Origin of the sequence: Kitasatospora sp. NPDC058032 (assembly GCF_042885845.1) — a bacterium.
Lineage (GTDB): Bacteria > Actinomycetota > Actinomycetes > Streptomycetales > Streptomycetaceae > Kitasatospora.
Map to the genome: position 1 here is coordinate 1 of NZ_JBHVRK010000008.1, position 21,479 is coordinate 21,479.

The following is a 21,479-nucleotide window of genomic DNA, read 5'->3' on the forward strand; positions in this document are numbered from 1 at the left end:
CAGCGGGAGCGCCTCGGCCCCGGGCGGGCCGCCGCCGTTCTCAGTGCCGGTGGATCGGCCGGGGCGGGGCCGAACGGGGGATGGAGCGGCCCTGCCCCGGCTTCCGGCGGTCAGCCGTCGTGTCGCACAGCCTCGACCCGACGGCGCCGGAGCACCATGCCGGCCCAGCCGACGCCGATCGCGGCGGCACCGGTGAGCAGCAGCGGGCCGGTGGCGGAGCCGCCACCCACCGCCGCGCTGTCGGCCGCGACGACCTTGCCGGCGGGCTCCTCGGCGTTGCCGCCGTGCCCGTGGTGGGCGACGGTGGACTTGGACTGGCCGGCGGCGATCTGCGCCTCGCTGGGCGCGGCCGGGGCCTGGGCGGTGAGCGCCGACGCGGCGGCGGCGGTGCCGCCCTTGCCGAAGTCGACGTCGGAGCAGCTGTAGAACGCCTCCGGGCTGTCGGTGCGCTGCCAGACCATGTAGAGCAGCTGACGGCCGGTGCGCTGCGGCAGGGTGCCGGTGTAGTTGTAGTAGCCGTTGTCCGAGGTGCGGGAGGTGGCCACCTGGGCGACCGGGACGGCGTCGAGGTCGGACCACTTCAGCGGCTGGGTCGGGTCCCAGCTCTGCTTGGTGATGTAGATGGTCTGGTTGCCCTGGTGGGCGGCGGTGACCCGGAAGTTGAAGTTGACCTTGCCGGCGGAGACCGGGCTGGCCGGCCAGTCGGCGCGCGGCAGGTCCAGCGCCTTGTACTTGTCGCGGCCGGCGGAGCAGAGCTTGCCGTCCGGGATCTGCGCCTGGTGGGCGCCGTTGACGCTGGGGAGGTTGACCTCGTTCCAGTCGTACAGCGGCTGGGTGCCGCCGAGCGCGACGACGTCCTTGCAGATCTGCGACTTGGGCGTCTCCGGACCCTCCGCGTAGCAGGCCGCGACCCGGCTGACCGGGTTGGTGACGGTGCCGTGGGCGGAGGCCGTGCCGATGCCGACGGCCGAGACGGAGAGGAACGCGGCGCCGACGACGCCGACGGACATGGCGGTTCGCTTGATGGACATGGGGTGGGGACTCCTTGACCGTGAACCGGGCCGAGGCTGTGGGGGGAACTGCCGGGCACGTCTGCCCGAGGGGCCCGCCGACCCGGCGCGGCGCCCCTGGGGCGAGCGTATGATTGGACTAGACCAGCTGGCAATAGTGCGTCGTGGGCCACTTTTTGACGGAATGTGGCCCTTCGAGCAGCACAAAGGCCCGACGGGGCGCCTGCGTTAGGCATCCCATCGGGCCCTCTTAAGGTGCGGCCAAGGTTCCCCCGGGGCGGCTGGATCAGTTCCCGGGAGGGGCGGGGCGCTCGTTGACGGATCCACGGATGGAGCCGGTCATGATGACGGTGCCGTGGACCGTCCCGTGGTCCATCGTGTTGACGGTGTGGTTGATCACGACGGACTGCGGCTGCCTCGGGGTGAACTCCTCCAGCAGGGTGCGCAGTTCCTCCGCCGCCTGCGGATCCTGGCGCAGCAGCCGGCGGATCCGGTTGCGCAGCTCGGCCGTCTGGTCGCCGACCAGCTCCTCGTCGCCGTCCGCCCGGACCACCTCGACCCGGATCTCCTCCAGCTCGGCGGACACCTCCTCGGCGTCCCGGCCGCGCCCCAGCAGTCCCGCGAGCCGGGAACGTACCTGCGTCCAGGCCTCGGTGGCCATCAGTCCGACCACCGTCGTGGCGCCCGTGGTCACCAGCTGTGCGATCTCGGCCTCCACGGCCTCCCCCTTCGTCCGTTCCGTTCCGCCCTCCCACGGTAGTGGAACCGCGACCCCGCGTGGAGCGTGGGCGCGCCGCTCAGAGGAAGGTGTGCCCCTCGCCCCGGTAGGTCGGCACGGTGCGCACCACCGCGTCCCCCTCCACCAGGTGCAACTCGGCGAACCGCTCGCAGAGTTCCCCCGCCTTGGCGTGCCGGAACCAGACCCGGTCGCCGATCAGCAGGTCGTCGGCGGCGGCGCCGAGCAGCGGCGTCTGCACCTCGCCGGCCCCCTCCATCGGGTCGTAGCGCAGACCCGGCGGCAGGTAGGGCGCGGGGGAGCGGTCCGGGCCGGCCGCGCCGGACGCCGGGTAGCCGCCGCCGAGCACGGTCACCACGCCCACCCCGGGGCGGCGCACCACAGGCTGGCCGAACAGCGCCGCCGGCCGGCCGCGGAACGCCCGGTAGTGGTCGAACAGCTGCGGCTGGTAGAGCCCGGACCCGGCCGCCACCTCGGTCACCGCGCGCTCGGCCACCGTCGACTCGACGCTGCCGGTGCCGCCGCCGTTGACGAACTCCAGCTCGGCCACCCGGCGCAGCAGCCGCACCGTGGCCGCCCGGCGCTCGGCCAGCTCGGCCCGCGCCCGCGCCTGCATCACCCGCACCAGCGCGGAGCGCACCGGGCGCCCGGGCACCGCGTCGCCCACCCCGGCGACGTGTCCCTCGTAGGCCATCAGCCCGACCACCCGGAAGCCCCGGCGCCGCTGCACCAGCTCGGCGAAGGCGGCCACGTCCTCGGGGGTGCGCAGCGGGGAGCGGCGGGCGCCGACCCGCACCCGGCCGCCGAGCAGGTGCAGCGAGGTGTCCAGCTCCAGGCAGACCCGCACCTCGGCGGGCCCGGTCCGGGCGGCGTCGACGAGGTCCAGTTGGGCGGGGTCGTCCAGCACCACGGTGACGGCGGCGGCGAGCTCCGGGTCGGCGGTCAGCGCGGCGAAGCCGGCCCGGTCGCTGGAGGGGTAGGCGAGCAGGACGTCGCGCAGCCCGGAGCGGGCCAGCCAGAGCGACTCGGCGAGGGTGAAGCTCATCACCCCGGCGAAGCCCTCGACGGCCAGCACCCGCTCCAGCAGGGCGCGGCAGCGCACCGACTTGCTGGCCACCCGGATCGGCTTGCCGGCGGCCCGGCGCACCAGGTCGGCCGCGTTGGCGTCGAAGGCAGCCAGGTCGAGGACGGCCACCGGGCCGTCCAGGTGGGCGGTGGCCCGGTCGTACCGGGCGCGGTCGGCGGCCGGCGAGGGGGCGTGGGCGGGGCGGGCGGCGCCTGCGGCGGAGGCTTCGAGCGTGGCCATGCGCGCAGACTGCCACAGCGGCTCTACCCGCGGGTAGGGGGCGGACGGGGGACCTTCGGTCCGTGTGGGGGCGCGGGGCCGGTGGCATAGGGTCGGCCGGGTGGACCGCAAAGACTTCTCCAACCCGGCGTTCGTCGGCAAGAACATCCCCGACCCGGGTTTCTCCGGCGACGACGGCACCGCCGACCCGGCGCTCGCCGCCGCGCTCGCCCGCTGGGCGCAGGACCGTGCCGCCGAGCCCGAGGTGCTCGCGGCGCTGACGCCCACCCGGCTGATGGTGCCGATCGTGGCGATCCTCGGCGAGGTCGAGGTGGACGCGAACGGGCACCGCCACGAGAAGACCAGCGACATGGCCGTCCCGGTGCTGGAGGCCGCCGACGGGCGGCGCGCGCTGCCGGCCTTCACCTCGCTGGAGTCGCTGGCCCGCTGGCGCGCGGACGCCCGTCCGGCGCCGACCGCCGCCCCGCAGGCCGCGATGGTGGCCTTCTCCGAGCGGGCGGACACCCTGCTGGTGGACCCGGCCGGGCCGGTGCCGTTCCAGCTGTCCGGGGCCCGGCTGCGGGCGCTGGCGGAGAACCGGCCCTACCTGCCGCCGGCCGCCGACCCGCAGGTGCGCGAGGCGGTCCGGGCGCTGCTGGCGGCCGAGCCGCAGGTGACGGCCGGGCTGCTGGCTCCGGCGGAGGACTCGGACGGGGTGCTCGCGGTCCTGCTGGACCCGGCGCTGGACCAGGCCGGGATGCAGGCGGCCGCGCAGCGGGTCGGGCAGGCGGTGGCCGCCGACCCGGTGCTGCGGGTGCGGCTGGACCGCGGGCTGGACCTGGCGGTGCTGCCGGCGAGCGCCGGGCTGCCGGGCGAGCCGCTCTACCGGCGGTAGGAGCGGCACGGTTGCGTCTCGCGTGTCACGTGACACGCGGGACGCAACCGTCGGGGTCTCAGGAGTAGACCGGACCGGTGAACTTCTCGCCCGGCCCGGTACCCGGGGCGTCCGGGACGATCGAGGCCTCGCGGAAGGCCAGCTGCAGCGAGCGCAGGCCGTCGCGCAGCGGCGCGGCGTGGAAGTTGCTGATCTCCGGGGCGCCGGCGGTGACCAGTCCGGCCAGCGCGGTGATGAGCTTGCGGGCCTCGTCGAGGTCCTTGTCCTTCTCGCCGCCCTCGGCGAGACCGCACTTCACGGCGGCGGCGCTCATCAGGTGCACCGCGACGGTGGTGATCACCTCGACGGCCGGGACCTCGGCGATGTCCCGGGTGAGGTCGTCGAAGCCGATCGCCTCGTCGTCCGCGGCGGGGTTCTGGGTGGGCTCGCTGCTCAAAGGTGGCTCGTTCCGTCGTGCCGGTGTCCGTACACAGGGAGCGTACAAGCCGGGGTGTGCGGGGGCGGAATAGCGTTCGACCCCCCGGCGCTGTATGCTTCGAGACTGACCGGCCAGACGTCCTCACGGAGGTCCGGCCAGCAAGTGGAGGCTCCACCCAGGAGGCCCGAGAGGGCAACCGCGAAAGTCTCCCACCTGATCGGCCTCACGGTCGACGGGTCCGGTCCGCGACGGGCGCCCAGTGTGCCGACAGTCGCCGCAGCGCCCCTCACCGGGTGCCGCCCCCGGTTGTGTGGAGCCCCGCTTGTACCGAGCGGGGCTTTTTTCGTGTCGCGGTGTGAACGGCCGAACGGAGCCGGGCACAGCGCAGCACGAATGAAGCCCCGCCCAGTGGTCGAGTCCACTACGTGCGACCGCCGTCCGACGGCCGCATCGCAGAAGGTGCAACCGAGGAGGCCCCATCAGCACCGAGCCCCGCATCAACGACCGGATTCGCGTCCCCGAGGTGCGACTCGTCGGTCCCAGCGGCGAGCAGGTCGGCATCGTGCCGCTTGCCAAGGCGCTGGAGCTCGCGCAGGAGTACGACCTCGACCTGGTCGAGGTCGCGGCGACCGCCCGGCCGCCGGTGTGCAAGCTCATGGACTACGGCAAGTTCAAGTACGAGTCGGCCATGAAGGCCCGTGAGGCGCGCAAGAACCAGGCGCACACGGTCATCAAGGAGATGAAGCTCCGGCCGAAGATCGACCCGCACGACTATGACACCAAGAAGGGTCACGTCGTCCGGTTCCTCAAGCAGGGCGACAAGGTCAAGATCACGATCATGTTCCGCGGTCGTGAGCAGTCCCGCCCCGAGCTGGGCTTCCGTCTGCTCCAGCGGCTCGCCGACGACGTCCAGGACCTGGGCTTCGTCGAGTCCTCGCCGAAGCAGGACGGCCGTAACATGATCATGGTTCTCGGCCCGCACAAGAAGAAGACCGAGGCGATGGCCGAGGCTCGCGCCGCCGCGGACGCCCGCAAGGCCGAGCGTCTGGGCCGCACCGCCGGTGCGGACGACGACATCGCCGAGTCCGACGAGCCCGCCGAGGCCCAGGACGCCGTCGAGGCCCAGGACGCCGCCGCCGAGACGGAGGCCCCCGAGGCCGCCGCTCCGGTCGAGCAGCCGGCCGAGGCCTCCCAGGGCGCCTGACCTCCCCAGGTCAGGAAGGTCCGGGAGACCGGCCACCAGGGTGACGGGGCACCCCGCCCGGTCACCGCAGATCCATCCTTCACGCCCGCGCGGCGCACACCGCGCGGGCGTGGACGGACCGACGAGGAGATACGGCGAAATGCCGAAGCAGAAGACGCACAGTGGCGCCAGCAAGCGCTTCAAGATCAGTGGCTCTGGCAAGGTGCTGCGCGAGCGCGCCGGCCGCCGCCACCTCCTGGAGCACAAGCCCTCCACGCTGACCCGCAAGCTGGCCGGGACGATCGAGCTGGCCCCCGCCGACGCCAAGAAGATCAAGAAGCTTCTCGGCAAGTGATCGCCCTCCCGCCCGGCGCGAGCCGCGTGCGGGGCAGCTGATCCTTCCCGACCCATTCGAATGACGGACCACGTGAAGTAGTCCGTGGTCCAACCCAAGGAGTAATCAAGTGGCACGCGTCAAGCGGGCAGTCAACGCCCACAAGAAGCGCCGGGTCATCCTGGAGCGCGCCAGCGGCTACCGCGGCCAGCGCTCGCGCCTGTACCGCAAGGCCAAGGAGCAGGTCACCCACTCGCTGGTCTACAACTTCAACGACCGCAAGAAGCGCAAGGGCGACTTCCGTCAGCTGTGGATCCAGCGCATCAACGCTGCGGCCCGTGCCAACGGCATCACCTACAACCGCTTCGTGCAGGGCCTGAAGGCCGCCAGCGTCGAGATCGACCGCAAGATGCTGGCCGACCTGGCCGTCAACGACCCGGGTGCCTTCGCCGCCCTGGTCGAGGTGGCCCAGAAGGCGCTGCCGGCCGACGTGAACGCCCCGAAGGCCGCCGCCGACGCCGCCTGATCTTCCGAGATCGGTTGAGCTCTGACCGGACCCGCAGGCTCGCCTGCGGGTCCGGTCCTGCTTTGCTCCCTCCTTCAGCGCCTCCGGAGAACGAGACCATGCCCAGCACCGACACCCCCCTGCTCACCTCCCTGCGTTCGCCCCGCGTGGTCGCCGCCCGGCGGCTCGCCAAGCGGAGCCAGCGCGGCAAGGAGCGCCGCTTCCTCGCCGAGGGCCCGCAGGCCGTGCGCGAGGCCGTCGCCTTCGGCAGGCTGCCGGGCACCGGTGAGCACGCCGTGGTCGAGGTCTACGCGACGCCGGACGCCGCCGAGCGGCACGCCGGCATCGTCGAGGCCGCCCTGGCCGAGGGGCTGCCGGTGCTGACCGCCACCGACGAGGTCGTCGCCGAGATCTGCGACACGGTGACCCCGCAGGGCATCGTCGCGCTCTGCCGCTTCATCGACACGCCCTTCGCCGACGTGCTCGCCGCACGCCCCCAGCTGGTCGCGGTGCTCGCCCACGTGCGCGACCCCGGCAACGCCGGCACCGTGCTGCGCACCGCCGACGCGGCCGGCGCCGACGCCGTGGTGCTCACCGACGCCTCCGTCGACCTCTACAACCCGAAGGCCGTGCGGGCCTCGGTCGGCAGCCTCTTCCACCTCCCGGTCGCCGTCGGCGTGCCGGTCGAGGAGGCGATCGGCCGGCTGCGCGAGGCCGGGGTGCGGGTGCTCGCCGCCGACGGCGCCGGGGAGCGCGACCTCGACCGGGAGCTCGACGAGGGCACCCTGGGCGCGCCGGGCGCATGGGTGTTCGGCAACGAGGCGTGGGGGCTCCCGGAGGAGACCCGCGCACTGACCGACGAGGTCGTGCGCGTGCCGATCCACGGCCACGCCGAGAGCCTCAACCTGGCCACCGCCGCCGCCGTCTGCCTCTACGCCTCGGCCCGCGCCCAGCGTTCGCCCGGCGGCTGCCGCGCCGAGCGCTGACCCGCGCGCCGGCCCGCGCCGGCAACTCGACGCGGGCCCTACTACCGGGGGCTGCGAGGCGCTAGGGTCTGCCTCGGTGGGGGGAAAGACACGGTGGGTAATCGGGGAGGACACCCATGGTCGGCAGCGGGGCAGAACTGGACCCGGACGACCTGCCGGACGGCCTGGTGGTCGCCGACGCCCTGGGCCGGGTGACCTGCTTCAACCGCGCCGCCGCCCGGCTGACCGGCGTGCTCCCGCAGGCCGCGCTCGGCAGCGAGCTGGAGGACGTCCTGCCGCTGGAGGACCTCGACGGCCGCCGCTGGTGGCAGCTGACCGACCCGTACGGCGGCCTGGCGGTGCGCACCGGCCAGCCGGAGCGCAACCTGCTGCTGCCCGGCGGCCGTGAGGTGCTGGTCTCCGCCCGCTACGTCCGCGCGCACCCGGGCGGCCCGCTGGAGCGGCTGGTGATCGCCCTGCGCGGCACGGAGGCGCGCCGGCGCACCGAGCGCAGCCACGCCGAGCTGATCGCCACCGTGGCGCACGAGCTGCGCTCGCCGCTCACCAGCGTCAAGGGGTTCACCGCGACCCTGCTCGCCAAGTGGGAGCGGTTCACCGACGGGCAGAAGCGGCTGATGCTGGAGACCGTGGACGCCGACGCCGACCGGGTCACCCGGCTGATCGCCGAGCTGCTGGACATCTCCCGGATCGACGCCGGCCGGCTGGAGCTGCGCAAGCAGGTCGTCGACCTGGCCGCCGCCGTACGCCGGCACGTCGAGCGCAAGGTCGCCACCGGCATCCCCGAGGACCGCTTCGACGTCCGGGTCAGCGAGCCGCTGACCGTGCTGTGGGCCGACCCGGACAAGGTCGACCAGGTGCTCGCCAACCTGCTGGAAAACGCGGTGCGGCACGGCGAGGGAACTGTCACCATCGAGGTGGCACCGGCCAAGGAGGTCGTCGAGGCCCCCGTCTGGGAGCGCCCCGGCGCCCCGCCCCGCATCGTGGAAGGCACAGCGGTCACCGTGAGCGACGAAGGCAGCGGCATCCCCGAGGAAGCGGTGCCGCGCGTCTTCACCCGCTTCTGGCGCGGCTCCAAGCGCGGCGGCACCGGGCTCGGCCTCTACATCGTCAAGGGCATCGTGGAGGCCCACGGCGGTTCGATCCGCGTCGACCGCGCGCCCGGCGGCGGCGCCCGGTTCCGATTCATCCTGCCCGCCGGGATCCCCGACTTCATGCTCTGAACGAGCGTGGACGGCAGGCACCGCCTGTCGCGGTCGGCCCACCGGGCGGGCTTGACGGCGGTCGCGCTACGCGCTGCGACTACACTCGACCTTTGGCGTTGTGGAACGCCCCGCGCGGCCGCGCCGCGGACACCCCGCCTCCCCGGTTCGGAGAACGGCTGCCCGTGCCCCGGCCACGCCGGGCGTGACGCGAAGGCATGAGCCCCCTTACCTGAGCACGGACGAGCAGGAGCACGGGAAAGATAGAGATGTCGGCACCCAACAAGTCGTACGACCCGGTCGAGGTCGAGGCCCTCAAGCCCGAGGTGGTGGAGGCGGCCCGGGACGAGGCCGTCGCCGCGTTCGCCGCCGCCACCAGCCTCGACGAGCTGAAGCAGGCCAAGGTCGCCCACACCGGCGACCGCTCCGCCCTGTCCCTCGCCAACCGCGAGATCGGCGCCCTGCCCCCGCACGCCAAGGCCGCGGCCGGCAAGCTGATCGGCCAGGCCCGGGGCGCCGTCAACCAGGCGCTCGCCAAGCGGCAGGCCGAACTGGAGGCCGAGCGCGACGCCCGTGTGCTGGTCGAGGAGGCGGTGGACGTCACGCTGCCCTACGACCGCACCCCGCGCGGCGCCCGCCACCCGCTGACCACGCTGGCCGAGCGCATCGAGGACACCTTCGTCGCGATGGGCTACCAGGTCGCCGAGGGCCCCGAGGTCGAGGCCGAGTGGCTCAACTTCGACGCCCTCAACCTGGGCCCGGACCACCCGGCCCGCTCCATGCAGGACACCTTCTTCGTCCAGGCCCCGGACGGCTCCGCCGACTCCGGCGTGGTGCTGCGCACCCAGACCTCCCCGGTCCAGGCCCGCACCCTGCTCGACCGCGAGCCCCCCGTCTACGTGGTCTGCCCCGGCCGGGTCTACCGCACCGACGAGCTGGACGCCACCCACACCCCGGTCTTCCGCCAGGTCGAGGGCCTGGCCGTGGACGAGGGCATCACCTTCGCCGACCTCAAGGGCACCATCGAGCAGCTGGTCTCGACCCTGATCGGCGACGGCCTGGAGCTGCGCTGGCGGCCCTCCTACTTCCCGTTCACCGAGCCGAGCGCCGAGATCGACCTGCAGTGCTTCGTGTGCCGCGGCGAGTCGGTCGGCAACCCGGACCGCCCCTGCCGCACCTGCGGCTCCGAGGGCTGGATCGAGCTCGGCGGCTGCGGCGTGGTCAACCCGCGGGTGCTCGTCGCCTGCGGCGTGGACCCCAACCGCTACAGCGGGTTCGCCTTCGGCCTGGGCCTGGAGCGGATCCTGATGAACCGTCACAACGTCGCCGACATGCGCGACATGGTCGAGGGTGACGTGCGCTTCACCCTCCCGTTCGGGATGGAGATCTGATGCGCGTCCCGCTTTCCTGGCTGCGCGAGTACGTCGACCTGCCGGCCGGCGAGACCGGCCGCGACGTGGCCGAGCGGCTGGTCCGCGCCGGCCTGGAGGTCGAGACCGTCGAGCAGCTCGGCGGCGACCTCAAGGGTCCGCTGGTGGTCGGCGAGGTGCTCTCCATCGAGGAGCTGACCGGCTTCAAGAAGCCGATCCGGCACTGCTTCGTCAACGTCGGCGCCGCCAACGGCACCGGCGAGCCGCAGGAGATCGTCTGCGGCGCCAGCAACTTCGCCGTCGGCGACAAGGTCGTCGTGGTGCTCCCCGGCGCCGTGCTGCCCGGCCCGTTCCCGATCGCGGCCCGCAAGACCTACGGCCAGACCTCGGCCGGCATGATCTGCTCGGCCCGCGAGCTCGGCATGGGCGACGACCACAACGGCATCATCGTGCTCCCGCCCGAGTTCGAGCCCGGCACCGACGCCATCGAGCTGCTCCAGCTCGTCGACGAGGTGCTCGACATCGCCGTCACCCCGGACCGCGGCTACTGCCTGTCCATGCGCGGCGTGGCCCGCGAGGCCGCCGCCGCGTACGGGCTGCCGCTGGCCGACCCGGCGCTGCTCGACGTGCCGCCGGCCAACTCCTTCGGCTACCTGGTGAAGGTCAACGACCCGGCCGGCTGCGACCGCTTCGTGGCCCGCACCGTGGTCGGCCTCGACCCGGCCGCCAAGTCCCCGATCTGGCTCCAGCGCCGGCTCCAGAAGGCGGGCATCCGCCCGATCTCGCTGGCCGTCGACATCACCAACTACGTGATGCTGGAGGTCGGCCAGCCGCTGCACGCCTACGACAAGCAGCGCGTCGACGGCCCGATCGTGGTCCGCCGCGCCGAGGCCGGCGAGAGCCTCACCACGCTGGACGGCGTGAAGCGCACGCTGTCCGCCGAGGACCTGCTGATCTGCGACAACAGCGGCCCGATCGGCCTGGCCGGCGTCATGGGCGGCGCCTCCACCGAGATCCTCGACCCGGCCGCGGGCCCGGGCACCACCGAGGTGATCATCGAGGCGGCGCACTTCGACCCGGTCGCCATCGCCCGCGGCGCCAAGCGGCACAAGCTGCCCTCCGAGGCGTCCAAGCGCTTCGAGCGCGGCGTCGACCCCGAGGCCGCCCGCGCCGCCGCGCAGCGCGCCGTCGACCTGCTGGTGCTGATCGCCGGCGGCACCGCCGAGGCGGGCGTCACCGACATCGCCGCCCCGCACCCGGTGCGCACCATCACCATCGCCGCCGACCTGCCCGACCGGGTCGCCGGCACCGCGTACGGCCGCGAGACCGTCACCCGGCGCCTGCAGGAGATCGGCTGCTCGGTCGCCGGCGCCGACATCCTGGAGGTCACCCCGCCGACCTGGCGCCCCGACCTCACCGACCCGTACGACCTCGCCGAGGAGGTCATCCGGTTGGAGGGCTACGACAACGTCCCCGCCCGGATGCCCACCGTCCCGCCGGGCAAGGGCCTGACCGAGGCCCAGCGGATGCACCGCCGGGTCGGCGTCGCACTGGCCGGCGCCGGCTACGTCGAGGTCAACAACTACCCGTTCGTCGGCGAGGCCGCCTTCGAGGCGCTCGGCCTGGAGGCGGAGGACCGCCGCCGGCGGACCGTCACCCTGGTCAACCCGCTGAACGACGAGGAGCCGGGGCTGCGCACCACGCTGCTGCCGGGCCTGCTCGGGGCGCTGCGCCGCAACGTCGGCCGCGGCAACACCGATCTGGCGATCTTCGAGACGGGCACCGTGTTCCTGCCGAAGGACGAGCGGTCGGTCGCCCCGCGTCCGGCCGTCGACCGCCGGCCCAGCGACGAGGAGCTGGCGGCGCTGGACGCCGCGCTGCCGCACCAGCCGCGCCGGGTCGCCGTCGCGCTGGCCGGCGAGCGGCTGCCCTCCGGCTGGTGGGGCAAGGGCGCGCCGGCGAGCTGGGCCGACGCCATCGAGGCCGCCCGCACGGTGGCCCGCGCCGCCGGCGTCGAGCTGACCGTGCGCCAGGGCCGGCTCATGCCGTGGCACCCGGGCCGCTGCGCCGAGCTGGTGGTGGCCGGCACCGACCGGGTGGTCGGCCACGCCGGTGAGCTGCACCCGCGCGTCGTCAAGGCGCTGGGCCTGCCGGATCGCACCGCCGCGATGGAGCTGGACCTGGACCTGCTGGCGGCCGACGGCGCCGTGCGGGTCGACGGCCCGGCGGTCTCCGGTTTCCCGGTGGCCACCCAGGACGTCGCGCTGATCGTCGACGACGCGGTGCAGGCCGCCGACGTGGAGGCCGCGCTGCGTGCCGGGGCCGGTGAACTGCTGGAGGCGATCCGGCTGTTCGACGTCTTCACCGGTGAGCAGGTCGGCGCGGGCAAGAAGTCGCTGGCGTACGCGCTGCGGTTCCGCGCCGGGGACCGGACGCTGACCGCCGACGAGGCGAGCGCCGCCCGCGAGGCGGCCGTCGCCGAGGCCGTCGCCCGCACCGGCGCGGTGCTGCGCGGCGCCTGACGCCCCGTCGGACGGGCCCCGGCCGGATCACCGGCCGGGGCCCGTCCGCGTGCCGTGCCGTGCGATTGCGGACCGTCCCCTTGCGCCGCGCCCGGCGTGAACGCTTCAATCAAGTTAGGAAACTTTCCTAACTCCTCGTCGGGTCCGGCCGCCCCCAGGCCCGGACCAGGGAAACGGAGCGTCAGATGCGTACCCAGCACCGCACCGTCCGCACCGCCCGCCTCGCCCTCGCCGCCCTGCTGGCCGCCGCCCCGGCCACCGTCGCGGCCGCCGGCACCGTCCACGCCGCCCCCGTCGCGGGCACCGTCCGGCTCGCCGCCGTCGGCCTGGACGACCCGCACAAGAAGGACATCGCCATGCAGCTGGTGTCCAGCGCCGAGAACTCCTCCCTCGACTGGAAGGCCCAGTACAAGTACATCGAGGACATCAACGACGGCCGCGGCTACACCGCCGGCATCATCGGCTTCTGTTCCGGCACCGGCGACATGCTCGAACTCGTCGAGCACTACACCGACCTCGCGCCGGGCAACCTCCTCGCCAAGTACCTCCCGGCGCTGCGCAAGGTCAACGGCACCGACTCGCACGCCGGCCTCGGCTCCGCCTTCGAGAAGGACTGGGCCACCGCCGCCAAGGACACCGTCTTCCAGCGGGCCCAGAACGACGAGCGCGACCGCGTCTACTTCAACCCCTCGGTCAAGCAGGCCAAGGCCGACGGCCTGCGCGCGCTCGGCCAGTTCGTCTACTACGACGCCATCGTGATGCACGGCCCCGGCTCCGGAAGCGACAGCTTCGGCGGCATCCGCAGCGCCGCCATGAAGAAGGCGAAGACCCCCGCCCAGGGCGGCGACGAGGCCACCTACCTCAAGGCCTTCCTGGACGCCCGCAAGGTCGTCATGAAGAAGGAGGCGGCGCACGCCGACACCAGCCGGGTCGACACCGAGCAGCTGGTCTTCCTCAACGCCGGGAACTTCGACCTCAACCCGCCGCTGAAGTGGAAGGTCTACGGCGACAGCTACGCCATCAACAGCTGACCCGCCGCCGGGCGGTGGCGGGTGCGCCCGGCGCCCGGCCGGGCCTCCCGCCACCGGCCCGTTTATTCGGATGACGCCCGAACGGACGCGCTGGTAGCGTCCCCGACGTGGCCAAGCTGAACCAGATCATCGCCGTCGAAAAGGGCGTCAAGTCGAAGTCCTTCCAGGAGCTGACGCAGTCCCACCAGGACCTGCAGAAGCCCCCGCTGCTGGCCGGCATCTCCCGGACGTACCAGCCCAAGGACGAGGAGGGCGAGCAGCTGCCCCCCGAGTCCACCCGCGTCCAGGTCAAGGCCGAGGACGTGCTGCGGGCCACGGCCACCACCCTGACCCGGCTGTTCGACGTCACCGCGACCAAGGACTGGGCCAATACCGAGGCCCGCGCCGACGTCGTCGTCGACGGTCGCACGCTGGTCGCCGCCGCGCCGGTCACCTACCTGCTCTTCCTGGAGAAGCAGCTCACCGACCTGCGGACCTTCGTCCGCAAGCTGCCCGTCCTGGACGCCGCCGAGGCCTGGAGCCACGACCCGTCCACGGACTCCTGGAAGACCGAGGCGGTGCGCACCATCCGCACCAGGAAGGTGCCGCGCAACCACGTCAAGGCCGAGGCCACCGAGAAGCACCCGGCGCAGGTCGAGGTGTACTACGAGGACGTCGCGATCGGCTACTGGACGACCGTGAAGTTCTCCGGAGCCCTGCCCGCCCGGCGGGTCAACGAGCTCCTGGAGCGGGTCGAGAAGCTCCAGCAGGCCGTCCAGTTCGCCCGCGAGGAGGCCAACGGCGCCGAGGTCGACGACCGGCGGGTCGGCGACGCGGTGTTCGGCTACCTGTTCGGGTAGCCCCACGAGCCCCCCGGGTGAGACCGGGGGTGGCGTGAAAAGCGCAAGCTGACACTGAAGTTGAAGCTGATACCGGGGAGACGGTGGGGGTTCGATTCCCTCCTCCGGCACCACGTGCCGGAGTGGCCCAAATGGCAGAGGCGCCCCGTAAGACTCAGACTCTCGCTCAAGTCTCAGCATTCGCCGCCGAGCGCCGGATCGACCGGGTGTGTGCTACAGCGTGGGATGCGGGTTCGACTCCCGTCTGCGCCTCTCCGCGGCGCGGTAGCTTCAATGGCAGAGCAACGCTGTGAAACTGACCCACACCCTTAAACGTGCCGGTGCGCAGCAATTGGGTGGCACACCAGGGGCCCGGGAGCTGGATACCGCTCCCGGGCCCCGTCACGTCCGCGCCGACCGTCGGGCGTCGGCCGTCAGGCGGTGGCGGTCGCCGTGTAGTCGTAGAAGCCGCGGCCGGACTTGCGGCCCAGCAGGCCCGCGTCCACCATCCGCGACAGCAGCGGGGGAGCGGCGTACAGCGGTTCCTTGTACTCGTCGTACATCGACTCGGCGATCGAGACGATGGTGTCCAGGCCGATCAGGTCGCACAGCCGCAGCGGGCCCATCGGGTGGGCGCAGCCGGCCTCCATGCCCTTGTCGATGTCGGAGGCGGTCGCCACCCCCGACTCGAACATCCGCACCGCCGACAGCAGGTACGGCACCAGCAGCGCGTTCACCACGAAGCCGGCCCGGTCCCGGGCCCGGATCGGGGCCTTCTGCAGCACCTCGGTGGCGAACGCCTCCGCCCGGTCGGTGGTGGTCGCCGAGGTGGTCAGGGTCGGGATCACCTCGACCAGCTTCTGCACCGGCGCCGGGTTGAAGAAGTGCAGGCCGATCACCTGCTCCGGGCGGGAGGTGGCGGCGGCCAGCTTCACGATCGGGATCGAGGAGGTGTTCGAGGCGAGGATCGCGTCCCGGCGCTCGACCACCCGGTCCAGGGTCTCGAAGATCTTCACCTTGATGTCCGCGCGCTCGGCGACCGCCTCGACCACCAGGTCGCGGTCGGCGAAGTCCGCCAGGTCGACGGTGAACGCCAGCCGGGACAGTGCCTCGTCCCGCTGCTCCTCGGTCAGCTTGCCGCGCTTCACGGCGGTGTCCAGCGAGTTGGTCAGCCGGGCGCGCCCGAACTCCAGCGCCTCCCCACTGGCCTCGGCGACCAGGACGTCCAGCCCCGCCCGGGCGAACACCTCCGCGATGCCCGACCCCATGAGTCCGCAGCCGATCACTCCGACGCGCGCGATGTCACTCACTCCGTTGCCCTTCGGTGGTGCTGGGGGTCGCCCAGCGACAGATGGCCCAGCAGCTGCTGTTCGGCGGTGCGGGACACCGGTATGTGCGGACCGGTGCACCGTCCCGACGACGTTACTACTCCCTACCGGCGAGTAGGTCATCCCCTCCCCGGTCGGCCCGGCGGCCGGCGCCTTCCCCCGAACGGGTGGGTCCGCCCGCGTCGCGGGGGCGCCCCGGCGACGCCCCGGCCGCCCGGGCGACAGAATGCGGGGCCTGACCGCGGGGTGGTCACCAACGGACGGAGGGAGCACGGGCATGCCGACGGGATCGCTCACGGGACAGGTCGGCCTGGTCACCGGCGCCGGCCGCGGCATCGGCCGGGAGATCGCCGTCGGCCTCGCCGCCGAGGGCATGGCCGTCGGCCTCGTCGGCCGCACCCACGAGACCCTCACCGACACCCTCAAGGAGTGCGTGCGGCACGGCGCGCGCGGCGTCGCCGTCACCGCCGACGTCACCCGCCCCGGCTCGGTGCGCGAGGCCGTCCGGCTGATCGAACGCGACCTCGGCCCCGTCGACCTGCTGGTCAACAACGCCGGCCAGGTCGACCGCGCCGAGGTCCCGCTCTGGGAGACCGACGTCAACCAGTGGTGGCAGGTCGTCGAGGTCAATCTGCGCGGCCCCTACAACCTGCTGCGCTGCGTCCTGCCCGGCATGGTCCGGCGCGGGCGGGGGCGCGTCGTCAACCTCAACTCCGGCTTCGCGCTGCGCCCCGACGGCCACTACACCGCGTACGCCACCTCCAAGGGCGCGCTGCTCCAGCTCTCCGACAACCTCGCCGACTCGCTCGCCGAGCACCATGTGGTGATCCTCGACATCAGCCCCGGCGCGGTCGCCACCGACATGACCGCCGGGATGCCGATGTTCCGCGACACCAAGGACTGGGGCTCCATCCCGTACATGGTCGCCGTCACCGTGGACGCCGCCCGCGGGCGCTTCGACGCGCTGCACGGGCGCTTCCTGCACGCCGGGCGGGACGACCTCGGGGAGCTCGTCCGCCGGGCGGAGGAGATCCGCGCGGCGGACGCCCGTACGCTGCGGCTGCGCCCCTACGGGCCCGGCGATCCGATGGGCTGACGCGCCGAACGGCCGGACCGTCGGCGCCACCGGTCGGGCACGCGGGCGGACGGGCGGACGGGCACGCGGGCGGGCGAGCGGACGGCCGGCCCGGTCACAGGGCGGTGAGCACCGACAGCTCCTCGGCGGTGAGCGAGCCCGGCGCCCGGCCGGTGCGGGCGAACTCCCCGGCCAGCCGCTGCAGTGCCTCGTTGAGCGGCGCCGGCACCCCGTGCAGCCGGCCCAGCAGCACGATCTCGCCGTTCAGGTGGTCGGCCTCGATCGAGCCGGTGCCGCGCGCCAGGCTCTGCCAGGACGACGAACCGCTGCGCTCCTCGCCGGCCACCGGCTCCAGCCGCAGCGTCGCACGCGCCAAGCGGACCTGCTCGGCCGGGTCCCGGTGGGCGATGCCGGCGGCCGCCAGCACGGCGACGCCCTCCGCGACCGCCCGCTCCCGCAGCGCCCGCAGTTCCTCACCGTCGGTCCCACCGGCCACCGCGTCCAGCGCGTTGCCGAGGTTGCCGAGCAGCTTGGTGTACTTCCAGCGCATCACGTCCTGATCCACCGGGGCGCTGAAGCCCGAGGCGGCGAGGTCGGCGGCGATCGCGGCGGCCCGGGCGCCGCCGGTGCCGGACGGGTGGCCACCCAGCCACAGCACCCCGCTCACCGGGGTGCCGCCCGCGCTCACCCGGCCGGGCGCCAGATGGGTGGACGGCATCCACACGCACATCGCCAGCACCTCGCGGAACAGCCGCAGGGCGAGCCGCTCGTTCTCCACCCCGTTCTGCGCGCACACCAGCGGCAGCCGCTCGGCGGCCGTCCCGCCCCCGGCCACCGGGCACGGCGCCCAGGCGGCCAGCGCGGCGGCGGTGTCCTGCGTCTTCACGGCCAGCACCAGCACGTCGTCCGCCCGCAGCGCCACCTCCCGCGGCCCGCCGACGGCCGGGATCCGCAGCGTCCGCACCCCCTGCGGGGTGCCGAACCGCAGGCCGTCCGTGCGCAGCGCCGCCAGGTGCGCGCCGCGCGCCACCAGCACCACGTCGTGCCCGCCCTCGTGCAGCCGGGCACCGATCGTGCCGCCCACCGCACCCGCCCCGATGATGATGTACCGCATCCCCGAAGCATCGCACGTGCCCCGGGCGCCCCGCGGGCCCCGGGGAGCGGTCAGGCGCAGAGGCGGCTCGCGGTCACCGGGGTGAGGCCGGCCTTGCCGAGGCCGTCGAGGATGCCGGGCAGCGCGTCGACCGTGCAGCGGTGGCCCAGGTGCAGGGCGACCACCGAGCCGCCGCGCACCGAGCCGAGCACCCGGCGCTGCAGTTCGGCGGCGCTCGGGTCGGCGTAGTCGCGCGGGTCCACGTCGAAGGAGAGCACGTGCTCGTAGCCGACCGCCCTGGCCTGCTCCCGCACCATCGGCGTGGCGTACTGGGCGGCCGAGGGGCGGAACCAGCGGCCGATCGAGCCGGTCAGCCGCTGCAGCCGCTCCGCGCACTGGGCGATCTCCGCGCGGGCCTTGTCGGGTGTCATGGTCGAGATGTTCTGGTGGTTCTGGGTGTGGTTGCCCAGCTCGTGGCCGCCGTCCAGGATCCGGCGGGCCATCTGGGGCTGCTGGTCGAGCCAGCTGCCGACGACCATCACGGTGAGCCCGACGCCGCGCTGTTCGGCGATCTCCAGCAGCGCGGTGGCGAGCGCCGGGTCGCCGCTGCCGTGGAAGGTCAGCGCGACGTTGCGGCCGGTGCGCGGCCCGTACGCGACCTCGACCGGGGTGCCGGGCGCCAGCGGCGGCAGCACCGGCGGGGTGGGCGGCGCGGTGGCGTCCGCGGTGGGCGGGGCGCTCGCGGCGGCCGTGGCCTCGCCGGGTGCCGGCGAGGCCGGTCCCTCGCCGGCGGCCCAGGCCGGGTCGACGGTGCCCGACGGGTCCACCGGCCCCGGACGCGTGGCGAACGTCCCCGGGTCGGCCCGGCGTCGGCCGGTGTCGCCGCAGGCGGTGAGCAGGCCGCCGACGGCGGTGAGGGCGGCCAGTTTGACGGTGGTGCGCAGGACGGTGCGCCGGTCGGCAGTCATCGGCAGCCAGCATAGAGACGACGTCACCGGGTGGCGACCGCCGGCGCCGTCGGCCCGGAGTCGCTCGCGGACCGTCGTTGACGTGCACACACATCGCTGTTCGGATACTGCGGAAACCTGAACTTCCGCTGTTTGGGCGGCGTTTCGTCGGTTACGATCACGGCGCACCGCGCGGTGGGGGCCGCCACCGGCCGCCGGCCGGTCGCGGGGCGGGGGACAGGACAGGAACCGTCCGGCAGGGGACACTGCGGACGTCGTGGACACACCAGGGGGCGGCAGATGAGTGAGGACAGGACGGCGGCGCTGGGCGTCACCGGCACCGACTGGGACTGGGCGCGCGCCGAGGACTGGCAGCCGCCGACCGAACTGGACACCGGGGTCCCGCACACGGCCCGGATGTACGACTACTACCTCGGCGGCAAGGACAACTTCGAGGCCGACCGCACGGCCGCCGAGGCCGCCATCGCCGCCTATCCGGCGCTGCGGCTGCTGGCCCGCACCAACCGCGAATTCCTCGGCCGCGCCGTCGAGTTCGCGGCCGGCCGGGGCATCCGGCAGTTCCTCGACATCGGCACCGGCATCCCCGCCGTCGGCTCCACCAGCGAGGTCGCCCGCCGGGTCGCCCCGGACGCCCGGGTCGTCTACGTCGACAACGACCCGATCGTGGCCACCCACGCGCGCGCCCTGCTCGCCGGCCACCCGGCCGGCCACACCTCCGTCATCGAGGCGGACCTGCGCGAGCCCGAGGCGATCCTCGCCCACCCGGCCCTGAGCGCCGCCGTCGACCTCGGCGAACCGGTCGCCCTGATGCTGGTCGCCGTGCTGCACTTCATCCGCGACGAGGACGGCGCGGAGCGGATCGTGCGGACCCTGCGCGACGCGCTCGCGCCGGGGAGCGCGCTGATCCTCTCGCACGGCAGCCCCGACTTCGCCTCCCGGGAGAGCGCCGCCGAGGGCACCCGCGTCTACCGCAGCGCCAGCGCCCCGCTGGTGCTGCGCCCGCGCTCGGCCGTCGAACCCTTCTTCGGCGACTTCGAGTTCGCCGGCCCCGGCCTCGTCCAGCTCCCGCTCTGGCGCCCCGAGGCCGGCCACATCCGCACCGCCGACCTCCCCGACGGCTGGCAGGACGTCTCGGCCTACGCGGGCGTCGCCTTCAAGCGCGGATGACCGCCCGAACCCCGCCCCTGCCCGAGGCCGCGGCCGTCCTACTGGCGGCCGTCGACGCCCCGCCCCGGCTGACGGCCCATCTCGGCCTGGTGCACGAGGTCGCCGGGACGATCCTCGACCGGTGCGCCGGGTACGGGGTGCCGGTGGACCGGGAGGCCGTGCTGTTCGGCGCGGCCACCCACGACATCGGCAAGGCCGTCCACCGCGAGGAGCTCTCCGTCCCCGGCTCGCTGCACGAGCGGGCCGGGTACGAGCTGCTGCTCGCCCACGGCGTGCCGCAGCGCCTCGCCCGCTTCGCCGGCACCCACGGCGGCTGGGGCGAGCCCGGCACCACCGTGGAGGACCTGCTGGTCAGTCTGGCCGACAAGGCGTGGAAGGACGGCCGGGTCCGCGACCTGGAGGACCGGGTGGTCGCCCGGCTGGCGCGGGCGGCCGGATGCGAGTCCTGGGAGGTGTTCCTCGCCCTCGACGACCTGCTGACCGGCATCGGCGCCGACGCCCCGCGGCGGCTCGCCGTCCAGGCCGCCCACCCGGTGGCCTGAGCGCGGCGGCGGCGGCGGGACGGCGGGGCGGCGGGCGGTTCGGGGCTCGGGAACGGTGGGGGCGCGCGGAAAATCGGGAGACGGGTGCGGCGGGGCGGTGTTAGCTTGCCGGGCATGCGAGCGCTGACCGACCCCGAGATCCGTGCGTCCTTCGTCAACTGTTCCAAGGGCGAGGCCCGGCGGCTCAACCTGCCCCGAGGGCTCGCCGAACTCCCCTGGGAGGACCTCGACTTCCTCGGCTGGCGGGACCAGGGCGCGCCCGACCGCGCCTATCTGGTCGCCGAGCACCGCGGCGAGCTGGTCGGCGTCACCCTGCGGGTGCCCTCGTTCCGGCGGAGCATGACCAAGACCAACGTCTGCTCGCTGTGCGTCACCGCCCACGCGGGTTCCGGCGTGGCGCTGCTCACCGCCCGCCGGGCGGGGGCGGCGGGGCGGGAGGGCAACACCGTCGGCACCTACATCTGCGCCGATCTCGCCTGCTCGCTCTACGTGCGCGGGCGCAAGAACTCCGCGGCGGTCACCCGCCCCAACGAGTCGCTCCCGCTGGAGGAGCAGATCGCCCGGACGCTGGCCAACCTGGACGCCTTCCTGACCCAGGTCCGCACCGACACCCTGGCGGCCTGACCCGCGTCGGCGCCGCCACCGCCGGACCGGCCGGCGACGGGGTGCGTCGCCGGCCGGTCCGCGGCGCGATCAGGCCCAGATGGAGAGGCGGGCCGTGTACGGCGGGAAGTCGAGGACGTCGCAGAAGTACGAGACCGCCTGGCCCCGGGCGACGTAGGCCCTGCCCGCGGCGTGGCACGCGTCACCGCTCGGGTACATGCCGACGTAGACGTAGCCGGTCGTCTTGGTGGTGGACGCCTGGGCGGCCGGGGCGGCCATCAGGCCGCCCGCCGCGAGCAGGCCGGCCAGGGCCATGGTGGAAACCGCCTTGCGCATTGCCATGCCGGTGCTTTCCTTCCTCGGACACGAGCGCCGGACTGCCCGCCCGGCGCTTCGCAGCGAGCCTCCTCC

General features: G+C 73.9%; 22 protein-coding genes. 14 read left to right on the forward strand and 8 right to left on the reverse strand.

Annotation, left to right across the window (positions count from 1 at the left end; genetic code table 11):
* Positions 1-110 precede the first annotated feature (110 nt).
* From ACFVUH_RS15100 to ACFVUH_RS15110, 3 genes are all read right to left on the reverse strand, one after another.
* Complete coding sequence (locus ACFVUH_RS15100) at positions 111-1,031, reverse strand: lytic polysaccharide monooxygenase (RefSeq protein ID WP_355370890.1); 921 nt, start codon at positions 1,029-1,031, stop codon at positions 111-113.
* A gap of 265 nt (positions 1,032-1,296) precedes the next feature.
* Positions 1,297-1,728, reverse strand: coding sequence for a hypothetical protein (locus tag ACFVUH_RS15105; protein WP_387913586.1), 432 nt, complete (start codon positions 1,726-1,728; stop codon positions 1,297-1,299).
* A gap of 79 nt (positions 1,729-1,807) precedes the next feature.
* Complete coding sequence (locus tag ACFVUH_RS15110; RefSeq protein ID WP_387913587.1) at positions 1,808-3,052, reverse strand: amino acid deaminase/aldolase; 1,245 nt, start codon at positions 3,050-3,052, stop codon at positions 1,808-1,810.
* Positions 3,053-3,152: 100 nt separating this feature from the next.
* On the opposite strand from ACFVUH_RS15110, the gene ACFVUH_RS15115 reads away from it, so the two are divergent.
* A complete protein-coding gene (locus tag ACFVUH_RS15115; RefSeq protein WP_355370881.1) occupies positions 3,153-3,926 on the forward strand; it encodes an SseB family protein in 774 nt (257 codons plus the stop codon).
* A gap of 58 nt (positions 3,927-3,984) precedes the next feature.
* On the opposite strand, the gene ACFVUH_RS15120 is transcribed toward ACFVUH_RS15115, so the two are convergent.
* A complete protein-coding gene (locus ACFVUH_RS15120; RefSeq protein WP_380687750.1) occupies positions 3,985-4,362 on the reverse strand; it encodes a DUF1844 domain-containing protein in 378 nt (125 codons plus the stop codon).
* Between the two features lie 460 nt (positions 4,363-4,822).
* Between ACFVUH_RS15120 and infC the strand changes: the two genes are divergently transcribed.
* The 9 genes from infC (at position 4,823) to ACFVUH_RS15165 (ending at position 14,313) form a co-directional block, all read left to right on the forward strand.
* Complete coding sequence (gene infC / locus ACFVUH_RS15125; RefSeq protein WP_355370948.1) at positions 4,823-5,548, forward strand: translation initiation factor IF-3; 726 nt, start codon at positions 4,823-4,825, stop codon at positions 5,546-5,548.
* A 139-nt stretch (positions 5,549-5,687) separates the two neighbouring features.
* Positions 5,688-5,882 (forward strand): 50S ribosomal protein L35, encoded by a 195-nt coding sequence (gene rpmI, locus ACFVUH_RS15130; RefSeq protein ID WP_045701618.1) that lies wholly within the window; start codon positions 5,688-5,690, stop codon positions 5,880-5,882.
* Between the two features lie 109 nt (positions 5,883-5,991).
* Positions 5,992-6,387 carry a 50S ribosomal protein L20 gene (gene rplT, locus ACFVUH_RS15135; protein WP_030395970.1) on the forward strand — a complete coding sequence of 132 codons (396 nt, stop codon included), beginning with the start codon at positions 5,992-5,994 and terminating at the stop codon, positions 6,385-6,387.
* 98 nt (positions 6,388-6,485) lie between these two features.
* Positions 6,486-7,352, forward strand: a complete 867-nt coding sequence (locus ACFVUH_RS15140) for an RNA methyltransferase (RefSeq protein ID WP_355370875.1) — start codon at positions 6,486-6,488, stop codon at positions 7,350-7,352.
* 116 nt (positions 7,353-7,468) lie between these two features.
* On the forward strand, positions 7,469-8,572 hold the full coding sequence (locus tag ACFVUH_RS15145) for an ATP-binding protein (protein WP_355370872.1): 1,104 nt from the start codon (positions 7,469-7,471) through the stop codon (positions 8,570-8,572).
* Positions 8,573-8,820: 248 nt separating this feature from the next.
* A complete protein-coding gene (gene pheS / locus ACFVUH_RS15150) occupies positions 8,821-9,942 on the forward strand; it encodes a phenylalanine--tRNA ligase subunit alpha (protein ID WP_355370869.1) in 1,122 nt (373 codons plus the stop codon).
* A complete protein-coding gene (gene pheT, locus ACFVUH_RS15155; RefSeq protein WP_387913588.1) occupies positions 9,942-12,443 on the forward strand; it encodes a phenylalanine--tRNA ligase subunit beta in 2,502 nt (833 codons plus the stop codon). Before pheS ends, pheT begins: the two co-directional genes overlap by 1 nt.
* Positions 12,444-12,628: 185 nt before the next feature.
* A complete protein-coding gene (locus ACFVUH_RS15160) occupies positions 12,629-13,474 on the forward strand; it encodes a chitosanase (protein ID WP_355370864.1) in 846 nt (281 codons plus the stop codon).
* A 107-nt stretch (positions 13,475-13,581) separates the two neighbouring features.
* Entirely contained in the window at positions 13,582-14,313 is a 732-nt protein-coding gene (locus ACFVUH_RS15165) for a hypothetical protein (protein WP_355370861.1), read from the forward strand.
* A 413-nt stretch (positions 14,314-14,726) separates the two neighbouring features.
* Here the strand turns inward: ACFVUH_RS15165 and ACFVUH_RS15170 are convergent, their stop codons facing one another.
* Positions 14,727-15,602: a 3-hydroxybutyryl-CoA dehydrogenase gene (locus ACFVUH_RS15170; RefSeq protein WP_355370859.1), complete on the reverse strand. Its 876-nt coding sequence runs from the start codon at positions 15,600-15,602 to the stop codon at positions 14,727-14,729.
* A gap of 295 nt (positions 15,603-15,897) precedes the next feature.
* On the opposite strand from ACFVUH_RS15170, the gene ACFVUH_RS15175 reads away from it, so the two are divergent.
* Complete coding sequence (locus ACFVUH_RS15175; protein WP_355370856.1) at positions 15,898-16,716, forward strand: SDR family oxidoreductase; 819 nt, start codon at positions 15,898-15,900, stop codon at positions 16,714-16,716.
* A gap of 94 nt (positions 16,717-16,810) precedes the next feature.
* Here the strand turns inward: ACFVUH_RS15175 and ACFVUH_RS15180 are convergent, their stop codons facing one another.
* Positions 16,811-17,809: a ketopantoate reductase family protein gene (locus ACFVUH_RS15180; protein ID WP_387913590.1), complete on the reverse strand. Its 999-nt coding sequence runs from the start codon at positions 17,807-17,809 to the stop codon at positions 16,811-16,813.
* A 50-nt stretch (positions 17,810-17,859) separates the two neighbouring features.
* On the reverse strand, positions 17,860-18,756 hold the full coding sequence (locus ACFVUH_RS15185; RefSeq protein WP_387913591.1) for a polysaccharide deacetylase family protein: 897 nt from the start codon (positions 18,754-18,756) through the stop codon (positions 17,860-17,862).
* 279 nt (positions 18,757-19,035) lie between these two features.
* Here ACFVUH_RS15185 and ACFVUH_RS15190 point away from each other — a divergent pair, with 279 nt between their 5' ends.
* The 3 genes from ACFVUH_RS15190 to ACFVUH_RS15200 all read left to right on the forward strand — a co-directional run bounded on the left by ACFVUH_RS15190 (position 19,036) and on the right by ACFVUH_RS15200 (position 21,089).
* On the forward strand, positions 19,036-19,923 hold the full coding sequence (locus tag ACFVUH_RS15190) for an SAM-dependent methyltransferase (RefSeq protein ID WP_355370848.1): 888 nt from the start codon (positions 19,036-19,038) through the stop codon (positions 19,921-19,923).
* Positions 19,920-20,465: an HD domain-containing protein gene (locus ACFVUH_RS15195; protein WP_387913593.1), complete on the forward strand. Its 546-nt coding sequence runs from the start codon at positions 19,920-19,922 to the stop codon at positions 20,463-20,465. The genes ACFVUH_RS15190 and ACFVUH_RS15195 overlap by 4 nt, the downstream gene beginning before the upstream one ends.
* A 114-nt stretch (positions 20,466-20,579) precedes the next feature.
* Positions 20,580-21,089, forward strand: coding sequence for an FBP domain-containing protein (locus ACFVUH_RS15200; RefSeq protein WP_355370842.1), 510 nt, complete (start codon positions 20,580-20,582; stop codon positions 21,087-21,089).
* 69 nt (positions 21,090-21,158) lie between these two features.
* On the opposite strand, the gene ACFVUH_RS15205 is transcribed toward ACFVUH_RS15200, so the two are convergent.
* Entirely contained in the window at positions 21,159-21,410 is a 252-nt protein-coding gene (locus ACFVUH_RS15205; RefSeq protein ID WP_355370839.1) for a hypothetical protein, read from the reverse strand.
* Positions 21,411-21,479 lie beyond the last annotated feature (69 nt).

Coding starts and splice junctions, on each gene's coding strand:
- ACFVUH_RS15145 (WP_355370872.1), top strand. CDS start 7,469: ATGGTCGGCAGCGGGGCAGAACTGGACCCGGACGACCTGCCGGACGGC.
- ACFVUH_RS15140 (WP_355370875.1), top strand. CDS start 6,486: ATGCCCAGCACCGACACCCCCCTGCTCACCTCCCTGCGTTCGCCCCGC.
- ACFVUH_RS15195 (WP_387913593.1), top strand. CDS start 19,920: ATGACCGCCCGAACCCCGCCCCTGCCCGAGGCCGCGGCCGTCCTACTG.
- ACFVUH_RS15110 (WP_387913587.1), bottom strand. CDS start 3,052: ATGGCCACGCTCGAAGCCTCCGCCGCAGGCGCCGCCCGCCCCGCCCAC.
- pheT (WP_387913588.1), top strand. CDS start 9,942: ATGCGCGTCCCGCTTTCCTGGCTGCGCGAGTACGTCGACCTGCCGGCC.
- ACFVUH_RS15160 (WP_355370864.1), top strand. CDS start 12,629: ATGCGTACCCAGCACCGCACCGTCCGCACCGCCCGCCTCGCCCTCGCC.
- ACFVUH_RS15185 (WP_387913591.1), bottom strand. CDS start 18,756: ATGACTGCCGACCGGCGCACCGTCCTGCGCACCACCGTCAAACTGGCC.
- ACFVUH_RS15180 (WP_387913590.1), bottom strand. CDS start 17,809: ATGCGGTACATCATCATCGGGGCGGGTGCGGTGGGCGGCACGATCGGT.
- ACFVUH_RS15190 (WP_355370848.1), top strand. CDS start 19,036: ATGAGTGAGGACAGGACGGCGGCGCTGGGCGTCACCGGCACCGACTGG.
- ACFVUH_RS15205 (WP_355370839.1), bottom strand. CDS start 21,410: ATGGCAATGCGCAAGGCGGTTTCCACCATGGCCCTGGCCGGCCTGCTC.
- ACFVUH_RS15175 (WP_355370856.1), top strand. CDS start 15,898: ATGCCGACGGGATCGCTCACGGGACAGGTCGGCCTGGTCACCGGCGCC.
- ACFVUH_RS15200 (WP_355370842.1), top strand. CDS start 20,580: ATGCGAGCGCTGACCGACCCCGAGATCCGTGCGTCCTTCGTCAACTGT.
- pheS (WP_355370869.1), top strand. CDS start 8,821: ATGTCGGCACCCAACAAGTCGTACGACCCGGTCGAGGTCGAGGCCCTC.
- ACFVUH_RS15100 (WP_355370890.1), bottom strand. CDS start 1,031: ATGTCCATCAAGCGAACCGCCATGTCCGTCGGCGTCGTCGGCGCCGCG.
- rpmI (WP_045701618.1), top strand. CDS start 5,688: ATGCCGAAGCAGAAGACGCACAGTGGCGCCAGCAAGCGCTTCAAGATC.